Raw genomic sequence first — 16,659 nt, 5'->3', positions numbered from 1 at the left:
CCCCGGTCGGGGTGGCCGCCCTTCTGCTGTGCCTGAGGGTTACTTGCCCTTGGCGGCTTCCTTGAGCTTGGAGCCCGCGGAGACCTTCACGCTGTAGCCGGCCGGGATCTGGATCGGGTCGCCGGTCTGCGGGTTACGAGCGGTGCGAGCGGCACGGTGGGTGCGCTCGAAGGTCAGGAAGCCGGGGATGGTGACCTTCTCGTCGCCCTTGGCGACGATCTCGCCAACGGTCTCGGCGAGGGCGGCCAGCACGGCGTCGGCATCCTTGCGAGTCACCTCGGCGCGGTCGGCCAGGGCGGCCACCAGCTCACTGCGGTTCATGTTGTTACTCCCGTGTTCTTCTTGCGTGTGAGGCGTGAGATCGAAGCCGATGCTGCCAGGACCCTCTGACAGTCCCTGTGACCGGGTCTGTCCTTCAGGTCTTCGCGCCCCAGTGGGGTATCCCCTGGACATAGTCCTTGAGAAAGCATCCTGCCCCCACCAGCGGCGGGAAAGCCAATCCGGGCCCTGAAACCCCCTTGGAGCAGCGGGCTCATGGTCCGCCACCCTAGAGGTGGGTTCACGGTGCCGCGAATCGCGACGCGCCGGGCGTCAGACGGACGTGGCGCCTGTCACAACGTCACCGGCGGCCTTGGCGGCGGTGCGTACGGCCCCCGCGACGGCTCCGGCGACCTTGTCGTTGAACACCGAGGGGACGATGTAGTTCGGGTTGAGTTCGTCCCCCGTGACGACGTCCGCGAGGGCCGCCGCGGCGGCCAGCATCATCTCCGTGTTGACGGCGCGCGACTGGGCGTCGAGGAGCCCGCGGAAGACGCCCGGGAAGACCAGGACGTTGTTGATCTGGTTGGGGAAGTCGGAGCGTCCCGTGGCCACAACTGCCGCTGTCTCGCGGGCGATTGTGGGGTCGACCTCCGGGTCGGGGTTGGCCAGCGCGAAGACGATCGCGCCGTCCGCCATGGCCGCGACGTCCGCGCCGTCCAGCACGTTCGGCGCCGACACACCGATGAAGACGTCGGCGTCGACGACGGCCTCCTTGAGGGTGCCGGTGACACCCTCCGGGTTGGTGTTGTCGGCGATCCAGCGCAGGGGCGATTCGGCCGCCGCGGACACCAGGTCGGCACGGCCGGCGTGGACCACTCCGTGGATGTCGGCGACGACGGTGTGCTTGACGCCGGCCGCGATAAGAAGTTTCAGAATCGCTGTACCGGCCGCACCCGCGCCCGACATGACGACCCGTACGTCCCCGATCGCCTTGCCGACGACGCGCAGGGCGTTGGTGAGCGCGGCGAGCACCACGATGGCCGTGCCGTGCTGGTCGTCGTGGAAGACCGGGATGTCCAGGGCCTCGCGCAGCCGCGCCTCGATCTCGAAGCAGCGGGGGGCGGAGATGTCCTCAAGGTTGATCCCGGCGAAGCCCGGCGCGATCGCCTTGACGATGGCGACAATCTCGTCGGTGTCCTGGGTGTCCAGGCAGATCGGCCAGGCGTCGATCCCCGCGAACCGCTTGAAGAGGGCCGCCTTGCCCTCCATGACGGGCAGCGCGGCCATCGGGCCGATGTTGCCGAGGCCCAGCACCGCGGAGCCGTCGGTGACGACCGCGACGGAGTTGCGCTTGATGGTGAGTCTGCGGGCGTCCTCGGGGTTCTCGGCGATCGCCATGCAGACGCGGGCCACACCCGGCGTGTAGATCATGGAGAGATCGTCACGGTTGCGGATGGGGTGCTTGGACTGCATCTCGATCTTGCCGCCGAGGTGCATCAGGAACGTACGGTCGGAGACCTTGCCGAGGGTGACGCCCTCGATGCCCCGCAGTTCCTCGACGATCTCGTCCGCGTGGCTGGTGGAGCTGGCGGCGATCGTGACGTCGATCCGCAGCTTCTCGTGGCCGGACGCGGTGACGTCCAGACCGGTCACCGAGCCGCCGGAGGATTCCACGGCCGTGGTCAGCTGGGAGACCGCGGTGCCGCTCGCGGGCACTTCCAGCCTGACCGTCATCGAATACGAGACGCTTGGCGCCGTTGCCATGACCGTGTTCCTCTGCTTTCACTGGCTTCACTTGCCGCACCACCTCGCGCCTGGCGTCCGGCGGGACCGTCCGATGGTCGCACCTACCTGCTGGTAGGCGGTAACGGGGGTGGAGGGCCGGACGAACAGCAGCGGGTCCGCGTCAGTGTGTGACGCGGACCCGCTGGTGTGAAGACGTATTCCGGTGAATGTCCGTGAACACTATGAAGAAAAAGATGGCACCGACCCGCCATGCTCGCCTCGCGGCAAGTGGTCGCTCGAAGCGACGAAGGTTGGGCCCGGGGGCTTGGATCGAGCCGGTGCCAACACCAGGCTAACAAACAGCCCGGGAAAGTGATTCCCGTACGCGAGTCGACTTGACGATCAGTCCCTGAGCAGGTCGGGAACTCCCTGCTCATCGGGGTCGTCACGGTCCGCCGAGACGACCGTCAGCTGTTGCGTCGCGCGGGTGAGGGCCACGTACAGGACCCGCAGTCCGGCCGGGGACTCGTCGGCGATCTCCGCCGGCGAGACGACCACCGTCGCGTCGTACTCCAGCCCCTTCGCCTCCAGGCTGCCGAGCGCCACCACCCGGTCGCCGAGCCCCGCCAGCCAGCGCGCCGCCTGTTCGCGGCGGCCCATCGCGACGACCACGCCGATGGTGCCGTCGACGCGCTCCAGCAGGCGCCCGGCCTCCTCCCGTACGGCTCCGGCCAGGTCGCCGTCCCGTACGGCGCTGAAGCGCGGCTCGACGCCCGTGGAGCGGACGGCGGTCGGGGACTCCATGCCCGGCATCGCGAGCGCGAGGACCTTCGCGGCGAGGGCCGCGATCTCGGCCGGGTTGCGGTAGTTGACGGTGAGGGTGAAGTGACGGCGCGGGCGGTTGCCCAGGGCCTCGTCGCGGGCCTCCGCCGCCTCGTCCGGGTCCGACCAGGACGACTGGGCGGCGTCGCCGACCACCGTCCAGGTGGCGTGCCGGCCGCGGCGGCCGACCATCCGCCACTGCATCGGGGTGAGGTCCTGCGCCTCGTCCACGATGACGTGGGCGTACTCCGTGCGTTCGGCCGCCAGCCGCTCCGCGCGCTCCCGCTGCGACTCCTCGCGCTGCGGCATCAGCTCTTCGAGCCCGGTCAGTTGGTCCAGCGGGTCCAGCTCGCGGCGCTTGCGCTGCCGGGGCGGTGAGCCGAGCAGCTGCTCCAGCTCGTCGAGGATCGCCACGTCGTGCACGGACAGCGGGCCCGTGCCGTCGGGGCCGACGCGCCGCAACGAGCGGGCGACCTTCCGGGTCTCGTTCGGGTTGAGGATGCGGCGCGCCCAGCGGCCGAGGCGCCTCTCGTCGGCCATCGCGGCGAGCACGCCGCGCGGGGTGAGTTCGGGCCACCAGGCGTCCAGGAACTCGATGAAGCTGTCCTCGGTCGTCACGTCGTCGTCGAAGCCGCCGCGCAGTTCGGCGGCCAGTTCGGCGTCGCCCTTGGCCACGTAGTCCCCGGCCCGCGCCGCGGCGCCGGACTTGGCCCACAGCGCGTCGAGGAGCAGTTTGCGGGCGCGTGGACGCAGCAGGTTGACGGGCGCGGCGCCGCCGAGGACGGACTGTCTGATGCGGTGCAGCTCGTCGGACTCGAGCTCCAGCCGGCGGCCGAGCGCGACCACCCGCAGCCGGGTGGGTGTGGCGGCGCGCCCCGGTGCGGGGGACGTACCGCCGCGTGCGGCGCCGGTGGCGGCGTTGCTGCCGCTGTCGCCGCGCGCCGGGCCCCGGTCGTCGTCGCCGAAGGCGAGTTGACCGGTGGCGGGCCCTCCGGCGGCCGTACGGCTGCCGCGCCCGCCGCGGCCTCCGGCGGGCGCCCGGTCCCCCTCCAGGGCCCCGCGGGCCGCCTTGCGCAGCACCTTCAGCATGCGTGCCGAGCCCTTGACGCGGGACACGGCGGGCTCGTCGTGGGCGAGGGCCTCCGCGCCGTCCACGAGCGACCCGACCGCGCGGATCGCGACCTGCCCCTCCTCGCCGAGCGACGGCAGCACGCCTTCGGTGTACGCGACGAGCAGCGGCGTAGGCGAGACGACGAGGATGCCGCCCGCGTACCGCCGCCGGTCCTGGTACAGCAGATAGGCGGCGCGGTGCAGCGCGACGGCGGTCTTGCCGGTGCCGGGACCGCCGGACACCTCGGTGACGGACGCGGCGGGCGCCCTGATCACCAGGTCCTGCTCGGCCTGGATGGAGGAGACGATGTCCCGCATGGTGTGGCTGCGGGCCTGGCCGAGGGCCGCCATGAGCGCGCCGTCGCCGATGACGGGAAGCGTCTCGCCGTTCAGCGTGGCGGTCAGCTCCGGGCGCATCAGGTCGTCCTCGACGCCGAGGACCTTGCGGCCCTTGGAGCGGATGACCCGGCGCCGTACGACCCGGCCGGGGTCGACGGGTGTCGAGCGGTAGAACGGCGCGGCGGCCGGCGCGCGCCAGTCGATGACCAGCGGCGAGTAGTCGGAGTCCAGGACCCCGATCCGGCCGATGTGCAGCGTCTCGGCGATGTCGGCGGTGTCGTCGGCGCGTACGGCGTCGTCGGCGGGCTCGACGGAGGTGTACGCGCCGTCGGGGCCCTTCTTGCCGTCCTTGCCGGGCAGCAGGTCGACCCGGCCGAAGAGGAAGTCCTCGAACTCGTTGTTGAGCCGGTTGAGATGGATTCCGGCCCGGAACACCTGCGCGTCGCGTTCGGCGAGCGCGCCGGGTGTGCCGACCTGGCCGCGTTTGGCGGCGTCGTTCATGAGGAACTCCGCCTCGTGGATCTTCTCTTCGAGACGGCGGTAGACCTGGTCGAGATGTTCTTGCTCGACACCGATCTCGCGGTCACGGACGGAGTCGGGCCCCGCGGCGCGCGCGGGGTCCTTCCCCGTCCCGTTCACGGGGTCGCTTATGGCGTCGTTTCCCTTGTCCCGTACGGGATCGACAACCGATCCGGCGGATTCAACAGCGGCATCCTGCGCGGCCACCGAGGCCCCCTTCTGACGTGCACTGGGCAGCCGTCAACCGTACGCGAAGGGGGCCGGTATGTCAGGCGTCGACCTCCACCAGACGTTTCCCGTCGAATGTCCGGACCTCGAAGTGGTCGATGTCGTTCCGGTCCATGGCCGCGCCGCCGTGCACGTACAGCGGGTTCTTCGCGACCTCGTGCGTGCTGTCCGGGAGGCCGTAACCCCACTTCGGCACGGCCCACGAGGTGACGACCTCCTCCTCACCGGTCTTGGACACGGCGATGAGGCTGCACTTGAGCGGTCCCTTGACGTTCTTCAGCTCCAGGGCCGCGTGGGTCCCCCAGCCCTTGGGCTCCATGCCGACGGTGGCGCTGACCTTGGTGACCGGGTCCGTCGCCTCGACCTTCTCCGGCATGTGCTCCATGAAGGCGTCCTCGGCGGGACTGGTGGGGTGCGGGTCCGCGGCCTGATTGCTCGTGCCACCGTCACCGGAGGTGGCGACGACCGCGACGGCGGGACCGCCGATGACGAGCGCGGCGGCCGCGGCGACCAGATACATCGAGCGGCGTCTGCGCTTGGCGCGCTTGACCGCGACCTCGTCGACGAGCCGGTCGAGGAGCCGCGGGCTGGGCTGTACGGCGACGGCGGGCGACGGTGGTGGCGCGGGTGTGGCGGCGCGCCCGAACGGGGACGCCGTCGGGGGTGCGGCCGGCTGGGCGGCGAAGGGGTCGGACCGGCGATAAGGCGACGACTGCCCGAACGGGTCCGGGTTGTCCGCCAGCATGGCCAGCATCGGCTCCATCCCCGCGAACTCCTCCAGATGGAGCGCGCAGATGTGGCAGCCGGCGAGGTGCGCCTCGAAGGCGGTGGCGTCGGCTTCGTCCAGAATGCCGAGCACGTACGCCGCCGCCGCGTCGTGCGCGGTCGTGCCGTCGCCCTGCCCGGACTGCTCGTACGTCGTCATGCCGAGACCCCCCTCTCCTCCAGAGCGAGCTTCATGGAACGCAGCGCGTAGAACACACGCGACCGCACGGTGCCACTGGGTATGCCGAGCGTCTCGGCGGCCTCGTTGACCGTGCGTCCCTTGAAGTACGTCTCCACCAGAACTTCCCGGTGGGCGGGGGTCAAATCATCGAGGGCATCAGAGAGCGTCATCAGCCACAACGCCTTGTCGATCTCGTCCTCCGCGGGCATGACCTCCAGCGGCGACGGGTCGACCTCCTGCGGCCGGGCCTGCCGGCTGCGGTGACCGTCGATGACGATGCGTCGGGCGACCGTCACCAGCCAGGGTCGGACAGAGCCGGTCGCCCGATTGAGCTGACCGGCGTTCTTCCAGGCACGGATGAGCGTCTCCTGCACGACGTCCTCGGCCCGTTGGCGGTCGCCCGCGACGAGGCGCAGGACATAGGCGAGCAGGGGTCCGGCATGTTCCCGGTAGAGGGCTCGCATCAACTCCTCGTCGGGGACTGAGACGTTGGTGCGCTGTGCCTCGCTCCGGTGCCGGGCCCGGTGAGGTCGGTCGTCGGCCACGGCCGCATCCTTGCGCACCTGAACCTCCCGGGTCGAGACCTTGAGACGGCTGCTTGTTCCCATCACTGGTGACTTACGGACCGGTGGGGAGATGCACTCAACGGCGCAGCGGAAATCTTTCAAGATCTTTTACGGGAGGGCGCCGGGGGCGGACCCGGGGCCTGATCAGGCGCGGGCCCGGCCGGGGGTCAGGCGCGGGCGACCGCCGCCCGGCGCCGGTGTCTCGCGACCCGCTCCCTGTTGCCGCACACCTCGCTGGAGCACCAGCGCCGCCGGCGCCCGCGCGAGGTGTCCAAATACACACGCCGGCAGCTGTCGCCCTCGCACTGGCGCAGCCGCGCCCGCGCGACCGGGTCGGTCAGCAGGTCCACGGTGTCCCTGGCCACGACCGCGAGGAGCGCGCCGCACTCCGGCTCGTCGCTCAGCGTCCGGACGAGGCCGCCGCCGGGCTCGCGTACGGCCCTGATGCCCGGCGGGGCGTCGGCGGCGAGCGCGTTGACCCGCTCCAGCGCGGCCGCCGCGTACCGCCCGTCGATCTCGGCGCGCACCAACTGGCCCACGCAGTCGCGCAGTTCGGCGAAGCGCTGGACCCAGCCGGTGTCGACGCCGGTCAGCGGGGTATCCGGGGGTACCAGGCCGGAGCCGGTGAGCCACCGGCCGAGGAGTCCGGCGTCGTCGCCCCGCGGCTCTTCGTCGAACCCCTTCGGGGCCGGTTCCCCGGTGGCGACCAGATCCAGGCAGACGCGCCCGGAGTCGAATCGCCATTCGTACGAGCCCACGCCCGTAGTCATGTGCCTGTCACCGCCTCGGTCACCGTCCTGCCGCGTTCTTCCCAGAGTGCATGCCCCGGAACGCGTCCGGAACCCCTCCTGCGGGCCCTCACTTCAACCGCGGCCGGTGAATTCTCCGCCCGGGAGGGAACCCCGGCCACCGGAATGCCCTCTTACGGTTCTACGGCGCGGTGTTCGGCGGCCCGTCGTGCAGGATCCGCTGGAAGAGGTGGTGGTCGCGCCACGCGCCGTCGATGTGCAGATAGCGCGGCGCCGTCCCGATCAGCTCGAAGCCGCACTTGCGCAGGACGCGCTCCGAGGCGGCGTTGGACGGCATCGTGCTCGCCTCGATCCGGTGCAGTCCCAGATCCTCCAGCGCCGCCCGGCAGACCTCGTCGACGGCGCGGGTGGCCAGTCCCCGGCCGGTGTACGCGGCGTCGATCCAGTAGCCGAGGCTGGCGCTGCGGAACGGCCCGAGGACGAGTGTGGAGAGCGTGGCCTGGCCGACGACCTCGCGCCCGTCGACGAAGTGCCAGCGCAGGCGGGCGGGGTCGGACAGCAGATGGGCCTGCGCCTCCGGGGTGTAGTAGTCGGCCGTGCGGTGCGGAGACGAGGGGCCCATGTGGTCCCTGTTACGCAGGAGCGCCTCGGCGAGAGGGCCGGCGTCCGCCGCTCGCGCGGGCCGGAACGGGAGGGAGTCGTTGACCATCCGATTAAAATAGACGGCCTGGTTCCGGTTCGGTACCGCAGCGGTGACCCCGATCGACGGACGGTCACCCGCCGCTGGTCACCCACCGCCGTACGTTCACCCGCCCCTTACGTTCGGTTCACCCGTCGCCGTACTTCGAGCCGGCCGCCGGGTCCAGTGCCAGCCGGTAGCCGCGCTTGACGACCGTCTGGATCAGCTCCGGCGCCCCCAGCGCCGTACGGAGCCGGGTCATGGCCGTCTCGACGGCGTGCTCGTCACTGCCCGCGCCCGGCAGGGCCCGCAGCAGATCGGCCCGCGAGACGACCCAGCCGGGCCGCTTGGCGAGCGCGTTCACCAGGGCCATCCCGGCGGGCGGTACGGGCCGCAACTCGCCCTCCAGCAGCACCGCGTGGCCACGGACCTCGAAGCGGCGGCCCGCGACCGTCAACGTCCGCGTACGGCCGGGCAGTTCGAGACAGAGAACCTGAACGAGCGGGCCCAGCCTGAAGCGTTCGGGCTGGACCGTGTCGATGCCGTGCTCCTGCAGCGGCAGGGCGGTGACGGGCCCGACGCAGACGGCGAGCACGTCGTGGTGCATGGCCTCGACCAGCTCGTCCAGCAGACCGCGCTCACGGGCCCGGGAGAGCAGCGAGGCGGCGGCGGGCGCGCTGGTGAACGTGACGGCGTCCAGGGTGCGCGCCACGGTCGCCTCGATGAGCCGGTCGACGGGCGCGATGTCCTCCGGCGGCATCCAGCGGTAGACGGGTACGACGACGACCTCGGCGCCCCCGGCCCGCAGCGCCTCCACGAAACCGGGCAGCGGCTCGCCGTGCAGCTGGAGCGCGACCCGGCGGCCCTCGACGCCCTCGGTCAGCAGCCGGTCCAGCACCTCGGCCATGGACTCGGAGTCCGGCGACCACTCCTCGGTCAGCCCGGCGGCGCGGATCGCGCCCTTCACCTTCGGCCCGCGCGCCAGCAGTTCAGTGCCGCGCAGACAGTCGAGCAGGTCCTGGCCGTGGCCCCAGCCGTCGGCCGCCTCGACCCAGCCGCGGAAGCCGATCGCCGTCGTCGCGATCACCACATGGGGCGGGTCGCCGATCAACTCCTTGGTGGCTTCGAGGAGTTCGGTGTCGTCGGAGACCGGCACGATACGCAGGGCGGGGGCGTGCACGACGGCGGCGCCGCGCCGGGTGAGCAACGCCCCCAGCTCGTCGGCGCGCCGGGCGGCGGTGACGCCGACCGTGAATCCGGCGAGGGGGCCGTGCTGCTGCTGATCGGACATGGTCTTCCGTCCCGCTCTCTTCGTCCGTACGGCTCCGAGGCGGGGCCGGGCCCGGCACAGCTCCCGGCCGGCACCTCGACGTACCGGCTCACACCCCGACGTCGCACCTCGACGTCACTGCTCGGCGTCACACGCCGACGTCACACTTCGGCGTAGTCGAGTCGGCGCCGTACGTCCGCCCCGGCTCCCGTGTCCGCCTCCGTCGCCGGTCCGGCCGCCTGCTTCCGAAGGTATACCGCCCAGGTGAGCGCCGAGCACACGGCGTAGAAGCCGAGGAAGGCGACGAACGCGGCCGTGCCCGTCCCCGCCGCCCCCTGGAAGGACTGCCGGAAGGCGAGGTTGACCCCGAGCCCGCCGAGCGCCCCGACGGCCCCGATGAGCCCCATGGACGCGCCGGAGAGCCGGCGCCCGTACCGCGCCGCCGCCTCGCCCGTCAGCCCGGCGGCCAGGGCCTTCGTACGGAAGATGCCGGGGATCATCTTGTACGTGGAGCCGTTGCCGACACCGCTGAGCAGGAACAGCGCGGTGAAGCCGACGAGGAAGACGGGCAGCGACTCGGTGACGGAGGCGAAGATCACCACGACGGTCGCGGCGGCCATCCCGGCGAAGTTCCAGAGGGTGATGCGGGCGCCGCCGTGCCGGTCGGCGAGCCTGCCGCCGAGCGGCCGTACCAGCGAACCGAGCAGCGGTCCCACGAAGGTCAGCGAGGCGGCCTCCAGGGGCGTACGCCCGAACTGCGTCTGGAGCACCAGCCCGAAGGCGAAGCTGTAGCCGATGAAGGAGCCGAACGTCCCTATGTAGAGCACGGCCATGATCCAGGTGTGCCGGTCGCGTACGGCCTCCCCTGCCGCCCCGGTGTCGTTGCGCACGGGCGCCAGGTTGTCCATGAACAGCGCGGCGCAGACGGCGGCGGCGACGATCAGCGGGAGGTACACCGCGAGCACGATCCGGGGGTGCGCGGCGCCCGCGGTCCCGATCACCAGCAGCCCGACGAGCTGCACGACCGGTACGCCGACGTTGCCGCCGCCCGCGTTGAGCCCGAGCGCCCAGCCCTTCTCGCGCAGCGGGAAGAAGGAGTTGATGTTGGTCATGGACGACGCGAAGTTCCCGCCGCCGAGGCCGGTGAGCGCGGCGACGGCCAGGAACGTGGTGTACGAGGTCCCCGGCTCCATCACCTCATAGGCGGCGCCGGTCGGCAGGAGCAGCAACAGGGCGCTGACGACGGTCCAGTTGCGGCCGCCGAAGCGGGCGACGGCGAAGGTGTAGGGGATCCGTACGAGGGCGCCGACGAAGGTGGCCATGCCGATGAGGAAGAACTTCCCGGCCGGGTCGACGCCGTACTCGGGCCCCATGAACAGGACCATCACCGACCAGAGGGTCCAGATGGAGAACCCGATGTGCTCGGAGAGTACGGAGAAGACCAGATTCCGCCGCGCGGTCCGGCGCCCCGTCCGCTCCCAGAAGCCGGGGTCCTCGGGATCCCACCGCTCGATCCATCGCCCCCTTCCGGCGTCACGTGCCGCATCGGTGATCGTCGGGCCAGTCATCGCGCCTCCACAGACGGTGCGGTTCGGTGACCCCCGACGGTAGAGACACCGCGTTTCGCCGGGGTACCCCGAGATGACCGGCGCGCAACCTTGCTCTCACGGAGGGGCGGGCGTGGCTGTGAGCGCGGGCGCCTTCACCAGCGCGTCGCCGTGAAGTCGACCGGGCGGGGGCACAGCGCGGCGGTGCGGGTCGCAAGGGAGCGCATGCGGCGGTGGGACTCGGCGGGCGGGAGGTGGTTGCGGTCGCCGTGGCCGGGGAGCAGCCACTCGAAGCGGAGGGTGTCCACGATGCGGGCGAGGGAGGCGGCCAACTCCTCGATGGAGTACCAGGTGACGTTGTCGACCACCTCGATGTCACCGGTGGTGCGGGACCAGTAGAAGCTGTCGCCGCTGAAGCAGTACCGCTCGTCGGCGACGTACACCACGCTGCCGCGCGTGTGGCCGGGCAGCGGGTGGGCGACGACCCCCTCGGTGATCTCGACGGCGTCGGTGCCGCGCAGCACCTGGTCCGCGTCGGGAGCGGCGTCGAGGTCGCCCTCGTGGATCCAGAGCCGGGCGCCGAACCGGTCGGCGTACGCGCGGCCGTGCGCCGCGTGGTCCCGGTGGGTGAGCAGGACGTCGGTGACGGGGCCGAGCACCTCGAAGCGGACGGCCAGCGCCTCGCTCCAGCGCGGGGTGTCCACCATGACCTGGCTCCCGGACGGGCGGCGGACGAGGTAGGAGTTGGCGGCGGCGGTCATGGGGGCGTTGTGCCCGCAGAGGGACACGGTGGCGTCGAGAGGCATCGGGTAGGGGTCGAGCGCCGGATCGAGCCGCCGGCCGGCGGGCGGGCGGACGGAGCGGGTGTGGCAGGCGAACGCGGCGGCGTGGAGCCGTTGTTCCTCCCCGGCGTCGCGCGGCTGGCGTACGACGACGGACCGGCCGTCGACCTGGTCGATCAGGCCGGGCGCGAGCTGGCGGGCGACGTCGCAGTCGGTGCAGCGGGCGTCCACGTGCCAGCCGGGGGCGGTGGGGTTGTCATCCGTGGTGTCGGTCATGTGTCGCTCCTGAGCGGCTCGTCCCTGTCCCGTATCGGTCATGTACGGGACGGCGTACCGGCCGGGCCGCGTACAGCGGCGGACCGGCCGGACGGGAACGAGAATCCCCTCCCGCCGGGGAGAAGCGGAAGGGGGTCCCGGCCTTGTTTCTCGCCGCCGGGGGGCATCTCAGGGACCGGCGTGGCACTCCGCCTTTGGCGCGTACATGACACTACCGGCGCCCACCACCAGCCTCGGCCCGCCCCCGCCGCACGGCTCCAGCCAGACCCGTACGCGCCCGCAGGCGCACCGCGTGTAGACCACCGTCCCCTCGGCGACGGCGTGGCGCGACGCCTCCTGCAGCGGGTCCTCCACGGGCCAGCCGCAGTCGGCGCAGACGGCGACGTCCTCCGGGCGGATGTCTGTCGGATCAGGATCAGCTTCCATACGGCCAGCGTCCGTCCTCGGACCGTGCGCGTCCATCGCATCTTTCGGCATGGATCCATGCCGAAACGCTGTACGAATGAGGGGCGGTGGACGGACGATGGACGGCGTGATCAATCTGCGCCTCCTCCAGACGCTGCGCGTCATGAACGCGCAGGGCACCGTCGCGGCCACCGCCCGCGCGCTGAACCTCTCGCCCTCCGCCGTCTCCCAGCAACTGCGGCAGCTCTCCCGCGAGGTCGGCGCCGAGCTGTGGGAGCCGGACGGCCGCCGCATCCGCCTCACCACGGCGGGCTGCGTCCTGCTGCACCACGCGGACCTGCTCAGCGCCCAGTGGGAACGGGCCAGGGCCGACCTCGCCGACCACGGCGGCGGCTCGTACCGGACGCTGCGCATCGGCGGCTTCGCGACCAGCATCGGCCCGCTCCTCGCGCCCGTCGCCCAGCGGCTGCGGGACGCGTCCCCGTCGACGCGCACGACGGTCGCGGACATCGACACCCGCCACTGCTACGAGCACCTGCTGGCCGGGAAGCTCGACATCGCGGTCCTCACGCCGCTGCCGGGCAGCCCCACCATGGACGATCCCCGGTTCGACCAGCACCCGCTGATGGACGACTACCTGGACCTGGTCGTCCCGGCGAAACACCCGCTGGCCGGCTGCGAGCGCGTCGAGCTGTGCGAGACGGCCGACGAGGACTGGGTGGCGCCGCACCACGACCAGCGACGCCTCATCGAGGCGCTCTGCGCCGCCGCCGGCTTCGCCCCGCGGATGGTCCACCACGCCGACGAGTGGTCGGCGGTGCTCTCACTGATCAGCCACGGCCTGGGCATCTGCCTGGTGCCTCGGCTGGTCCCCCTCACCACCCACCCGGAGCTGGTGCGGCTCTGTGTCACCGGCGACCCGCCGCCCTTCCGGCGGGTCCTGACCTGCGTACGGCGCGGCAGCGGGACCCAGCCGGCGATCAGCGACGGTCTGGCGAGCCTGCGTGCGCGGGCGGAGCTGAGCCCCTGGGCGGCCTAGGACCCGTGGCGCCGCCGGACTCCTCGGAGTCCTTGGTGGGACCGGCGCCGTTCGGCCAGAGCCTCGGCCGCCGCTTCGCCGCGACGTCCTCGACCCATCCGAAGGCCAGGATCGCGACCGCTATCAGCGGCCAGATCAGGATCAGCGGCAGCACCTCGTACGCCTGGTCGACCAGGTCGCTGTGCTCGGAGAGCACGGGGACCTCGTAGAGCAGGTCGATGATCGGGAACGTCGCCATGATCAGCAGGTTGTGCCAGAGATAGATCGTCACGGCGCGGTTGTTGGCGAGCGTGATGGTGGAGTCGAACTGCGCCAGTTTCCCGGGGAGTTCGCGCCACGACGGCGCGTACTGGAGCAGGATCGCGCAGAAGCCGAGCGACCAGGTCGCCTGGGCCAGCGGAATCTCGTCCAGATTCCAGCCCTCCTCCGTGAGATGCCCGGAGGCCCACCAGAGCCCGAAGGCCATCGTGAACGTGGCCAGCGACACCGTGATGTAGCGCGGCACCTTCTTGAACAGGCCGTCGTTGTGGGCGAAGCCGAGGATCCAGCACCCGCCGTAGACCGCGAAGTCCTTGACCGCCTCGCCCGTGTCGCCGGGGATCTCCACCAGGCCGGTGCCGACGACCGCCGTCAGCGCGAGCGGCGCGAGCAGTGTCGCCCACGGCACCCGCCGGAAGGCCCACAGCAGCAGCGGGGAGGCGAGTACGAACCACAGATAGGCGCGGATGTACCAGAGCGGACCCGCCGCCTGGTCGGCCCAGGACTGGTCGAGCCAGCCGCTCGCCGAGCCGCTCTCCCACGGATACGGCGGCGCCCCGACCGGGAACAGATAGTTGGCCAGCTTGAGGAACCACCACAGGCCCTCCTCCCTCACCGGCTTCCAGCCCATCGCGAACATCAGCGGGACGACGACCACCGCGAACGCCCACATCGGCGGCAGCAGCCGCCGCATCCGGCCCCGGATGACGCCCAGCGCCGGGCGTTTGAGGGAGCGCGCCATCAGCGAGCCCGCCAGCGCGAACATCACGCCCATGGACGGGAAGAGGATCGTCAGCCAGGCCCAGCCGAAGATGTGGTAGATCACCACCCGCCCCAGCGCGATCGTGCGCAGGAGGTCGAGATAACGGTCCCGGCCGGGCGGACGGGCACCGCCCGCGGCGGGTGCCTGCGCCTTGTGCCTGGCCCGCGGAACGCCGGCGGTGCCGACAGGAGGACCGCTCATGCCACCGGCCTCCGGATGTCGTCGCTCCGCCGGCCCGCCATGGCCCCGGGCGCCTCCACCGCGCCCGTGCGGCGCAGCTTCTGCCAGCGCAGCCGGCCGCCGGTGAGGGCGGTTATCCAGGACTGGAGCAGTACGACGTACATGAGCTGTCGGTAGAGGACCTGCTGGAGGGGGAGCGAGATCAGATGGATCATGCGTTCGCCGTCGAGCCGGAAGGCGTACGCGGCGCAGACCGCCTGTACGGCCAGCACACCCAGCCACGCGATGACCGTGTTCCGCGTCGGGCCGAAGACCAGGCCGTACAGCAGAAAGACGTCGATGAGCGGTGCCAGCAGCGGGAACAGCACCATGAACAGCGAGACCAGCGGCAGTCCGACCCGGCCGAAGCGCCCGGAGGGGCCGCGTTCGATCACCGCGCGGCGGTGCTTCCAGATCGCCTGCATCGTGCCGTAACTCCAGCGGTACCGCTGGGACCACAGCTGCTGTACGGACTCCGGCGCCTCGGTCCAGGCGCGGGCCCGCTCCGCGTACACGACCCGCCAGCCGTCGCGGTGCATGGCCATGGTGATGTCGGTGTCCTCGGCGAGGGTGTCCTCGCTCATCCCGCCGACCCGCTCCAGGGCCGAGCGGCGGAAGGCGCCGACCGCGCCGGGGATGGTGGGCATGCAGCGCAGCAGGTCGTACATGCGGCGGTCCAGGTTGAAGCCCATCACGTACTCGATGTGCTGCCAGGCGCCGATGAGGGTGTCACGGTTGCCGACCTTGGCGTTGCCCGCGACGGCCCCCACGTTCGGGTCGCCGAACGGCTGGACCAGCTCACGCACGGTGGACGGCTCGAAGACGGTGTCGCCGTCCATCATCACGACGAGGTCGTGACTGGCGTGCGCGATGCCGTTGTTGAGCGCGGCCGGCTTGCCGCCGTTGACCTGCCGTACGACGAAGACGTTCGGCAGCCACATCGCCTCGACGATGTCCGCCGTGCCGTCCGTCGAGCCGTCGTCGATGACGATGACCTCGATCGGATGGTCGCTCTCCATCAGGGAGCGGACGGTGTTGGCTATGCACTCGCGTTCGTTGTACGCGGGTACGAGCACCGTCACCGGTTCGGTGACCGGCTCGCCCCAACGGAAACCGCGCCTGCGCACCTTCCGCGCGTGCGCGAAGGACAGCACCAGCATCAGCCCGAACCGCCCGATGACCAGCACACCGATCACGGCGAGCCCGCCCACCAGCACGGTGGTGGTGCCCTCCGAGACGGCGACGGCCCCGACGAATGCCTTGCCCTGGATCAGTTCGACGCCGGAGACGGGCGTGTGGGCGCTCGGGGCGCCCAGCGCCTCGGTGAGGTTGGCGAACTCGTACCCCCGGTCCTGCATCCTCGGCAGGAACCGGCCCAGCGCGGTGACGGTCTGCGAGCGGTCGCCGCCGGAGTCGTGCATCAGGACGATCGAGCCGCGGGTGCCCTTGGGTGTGGCCCGCTTGACGATCTCGGTGACACCGGGGCGCTTCCAGTCCTCGCTGTCGGTGTTGTTGAGGACGGTGATGTAGCCGAGGCTGCCGATGTACTCGGTGACGGGCCAGGACTTGTCGTCCATCGCGTCGGCGAAGGAGGAGTACGGCGGCCGGAACAGGGACGTTCGGATGCCCGCCGCGCCGGCCAGCACCAGTTGGTTCTGGGTCAGTTCCCAGTCGATACGGGACCTGGTCTGGTACGCGAGGTCCGGGTGGTTGAAGGTGTGCAGGCCGATCTCGTGGCCCTCGTCGACCATTCGCCGCACCAGTTCGGGATGGCGTGAGGCCATCGTGCCGGTGACGAAGAAGACGGCGTGCGCGTCGTACTCCTTCAGCTTGTCGAGGACCTTCGGCGTCCACTCCGGGTCGGGCCCGTCGTCGAAGGTCAGCACGAGCTTGTGGTCGGGGACCTTGAGCGCCTTGGGCGTGGTCGTCCCGCGTGCGTCTATGACCGGGCCGCCCTTGAGGATCCGGTCCGGCACCTGGTCGGTGGCGGCCGGGGGGCGTACCCGATGGTCCGCGAGGATCTCGCTGTGCACATAGCCGCGCAGCATCAGCATCGCGAGCAGGGCCACGAGGAGCAGCGAGGGCAGCAGATAGCGCATGGGCAGTCTGCGTCTGGCGACGCGCCCCTGCTTCTGCTTGTGCTGACCGTGCTTGTG

14 protein-coding genes are annotated in these 16,659 nt (G+C 71.3%); 1 reads left to right on the top strand and 13 read right to left on the bottom strand.

What is annotated here, in order from left to right; genetic code table 11:
- Window positions 1-39: 39 nt before the first annotated feature.
- The 11 genes from ACFUN8_RS16315 to ACFUN8_RS16265 form a co-directional block, all read right to left on the bottom strand.
- Window positions 40-321, bottom strand: a complete 282-nt coding sequence (locus ACFUN8_RS16315) for an HU family DNA-binding protein (RefSeq protein ID WP_003954777.1) — start codon at window positions 319-321, stop codon at window positions 40-42.
- Window positions 322-591: 270 nt separating this feature from the next.
- Window positions 592-2,025, bottom strand: a complete 1,434-nt coding sequence (locus ACFUN8_RS16310; RefSeq protein ID WP_383637037.1) for an NAD-dependent malic enzyme — start codon at window positions 2,023-2,025, stop codon at window positions 592-594.
- Window positions 2,026-2,388: 363 nt separating this feature from the next.
- Window positions 2,389-4,983 (bottom strand): HelD family protein, encoded by a 2,595-nt coding sequence (locus tag ACFUN8_RS16305; protein ID WP_383637034.1) that lies wholly within the window; start codon window positions 4,981-4,983, stop codon window positions 2,389-2,391.
- Between the two features lie 61 nt (window positions 4,984-5,044).
- Window positions 5,045-5,929 (bottom strand): zf-HC2 domain-containing protein, encoded by an 885-nt coding sequence (locus ACFUN8_RS16300; protein WP_383637031.1) that lies wholly within the window; start codon window positions 5,927-5,929, stop codon window positions 5,045-5,047.
- Window positions 5,926-6,558, bottom strand: a complete 633-nt coding sequence (locus ACFUN8_RS16295) for a sigma-70 family RNA polymerase sigma factor (protein WP_383637052.1) — start codon at window positions 6,556-6,558, stop codon at window positions 5,926-5,928. Before ACFUN8_RS16295 ends, ACFUN8_RS16300 begins: the two co-directional genes overlap by 4 nt.
- Before the next feature lie 125 nt (window positions 6,559-6,683).
- Window positions 6,684-7,286, bottom strand: coding sequence for a CGNR zinc finger domain-containing protein (locus ACFUN8_RS16290; protein ID WP_383637028.1), 603 nt, complete (start codon window positions 7,284-7,286; stop codon window positions 6,684-6,686).
- 160 nt (window positions 7,287-7,446) lie between these two features.
- On the bottom strand, window positions 7,447-7,974 hold the full coding sequence (locus ACFUN8_RS16285; protein ID WP_383637025.1) for a GNAT family N-acetyltransferase: 528 nt from the start codon (window positions 7,972-7,974) through the stop codon (window positions 7,447-7,449).
- 118 nt (window positions 7,975-8,092) lie between these two features.
- On the bottom strand, window positions 8,093-9,235 hold the full coding sequence (locus ACFUN8_RS16280) for a uroporphyrinogen-III synthase (RefSeq protein WP_383637022.1): 1,143 nt from the start codon (window positions 9,233-9,235) through the stop codon (window positions 8,093-8,095).
- 140 nt (window positions 9,236-9,375) lie between these two features.
- Complete coding sequence (locus tag ACFUN8_RS16275) at window positions 9,376-10,782, bottom strand: nitrate/nitrite transporter (protein WP_383637019.1); 1,407 nt, start codon at window positions 10,780-10,782, stop codon at window positions 9,376-9,378.
- Between the two features lie 134 nt (window positions 10,783-10,916).
- Window positions 10,917-11,819 carry an MBL fold metallo-hydrolase gene (locus tag ACFUN8_RS16270; protein ID WP_383637016.1) on the bottom strand — a complete coding sequence of 301 codons (903 nt, stop codon included), beginning with the start codon at window positions 11,817-11,819 and terminating at the stop codon, window positions 10,917-10,919.
- 168 nt (window positions 11,820-11,987) lie between these two features.
- Window positions 11,988-12,245, bottom strand: a complete 258-nt coding sequence (locus ACFUN8_RS16265) for a hypothetical protein (RefSeq protein WP_383637013.1) — start codon at window positions 12,243-12,245, stop codon at window positions 11,988-11,990.
- 106 nt (window positions 12,246-12,351) lie between these two features.
- Here ACFUN8_RS16265 and ACFUN8_RS16260 point away from each other — a divergent pair, with 106 nt between their 5' ends.
- Window positions 12,352-13,263, top strand: coding sequence for a LysR family transcriptional regulator (locus ACFUN8_RS16260; RefSeq protein WP_383637010.1), 912 nt, complete (start codon window positions 12,352-12,354; stop codon window positions 13,261-13,263).
- On the opposite strand, the gene ACFUN8_RS16255 is transcribed toward ACFUN8_RS16260, so the two are convergent.
- Window positions 13,205-14,485, bottom strand: a complete 1,281-nt coding sequence (locus tag ACFUN8_RS16255) for an acyltransferase (RefSeq protein WP_383637007.1) — start codon at window positions 14,483-14,485, stop codon at window positions 13,205-13,207. The two genes, ACFUN8_RS16260 and ACFUN8_RS16255, sit on opposite strands and share 59 nt — an antisense overlap.
- Window positions 14,482-16,602: a glycosyltransferase gene (locus ACFUN8_RS16250; protein WP_383637049.1), complete on the bottom strand. Its 2,121-nt coding sequence runs from the start codon at window positions 16,600-16,602 to the stop codon at window positions 14,482-14,484. Before ACFUN8_RS16250 ends, ACFUN8_RS16255 begins: the two co-directional genes overlap by 4 nt.
- Window positions 16,603-16,659: the final 57 nt, after the last annotated feature.

Source organism: Streptomyces sp. NPDC057307 (genome assembly GCF_042667665.1).
In the GTDB taxonomy this organism is placed as follows: domain Bacteria; phylum Actinomycetota; class Actinomycetes; order Streptomycetales; family Streptomycetaceae; genus Streptomyces.
The sequence above is the reverse complement of the archived record's forward strand: the minus strand, read 5'-3'. Positions and strand labels throughout refer to the sequence as shown.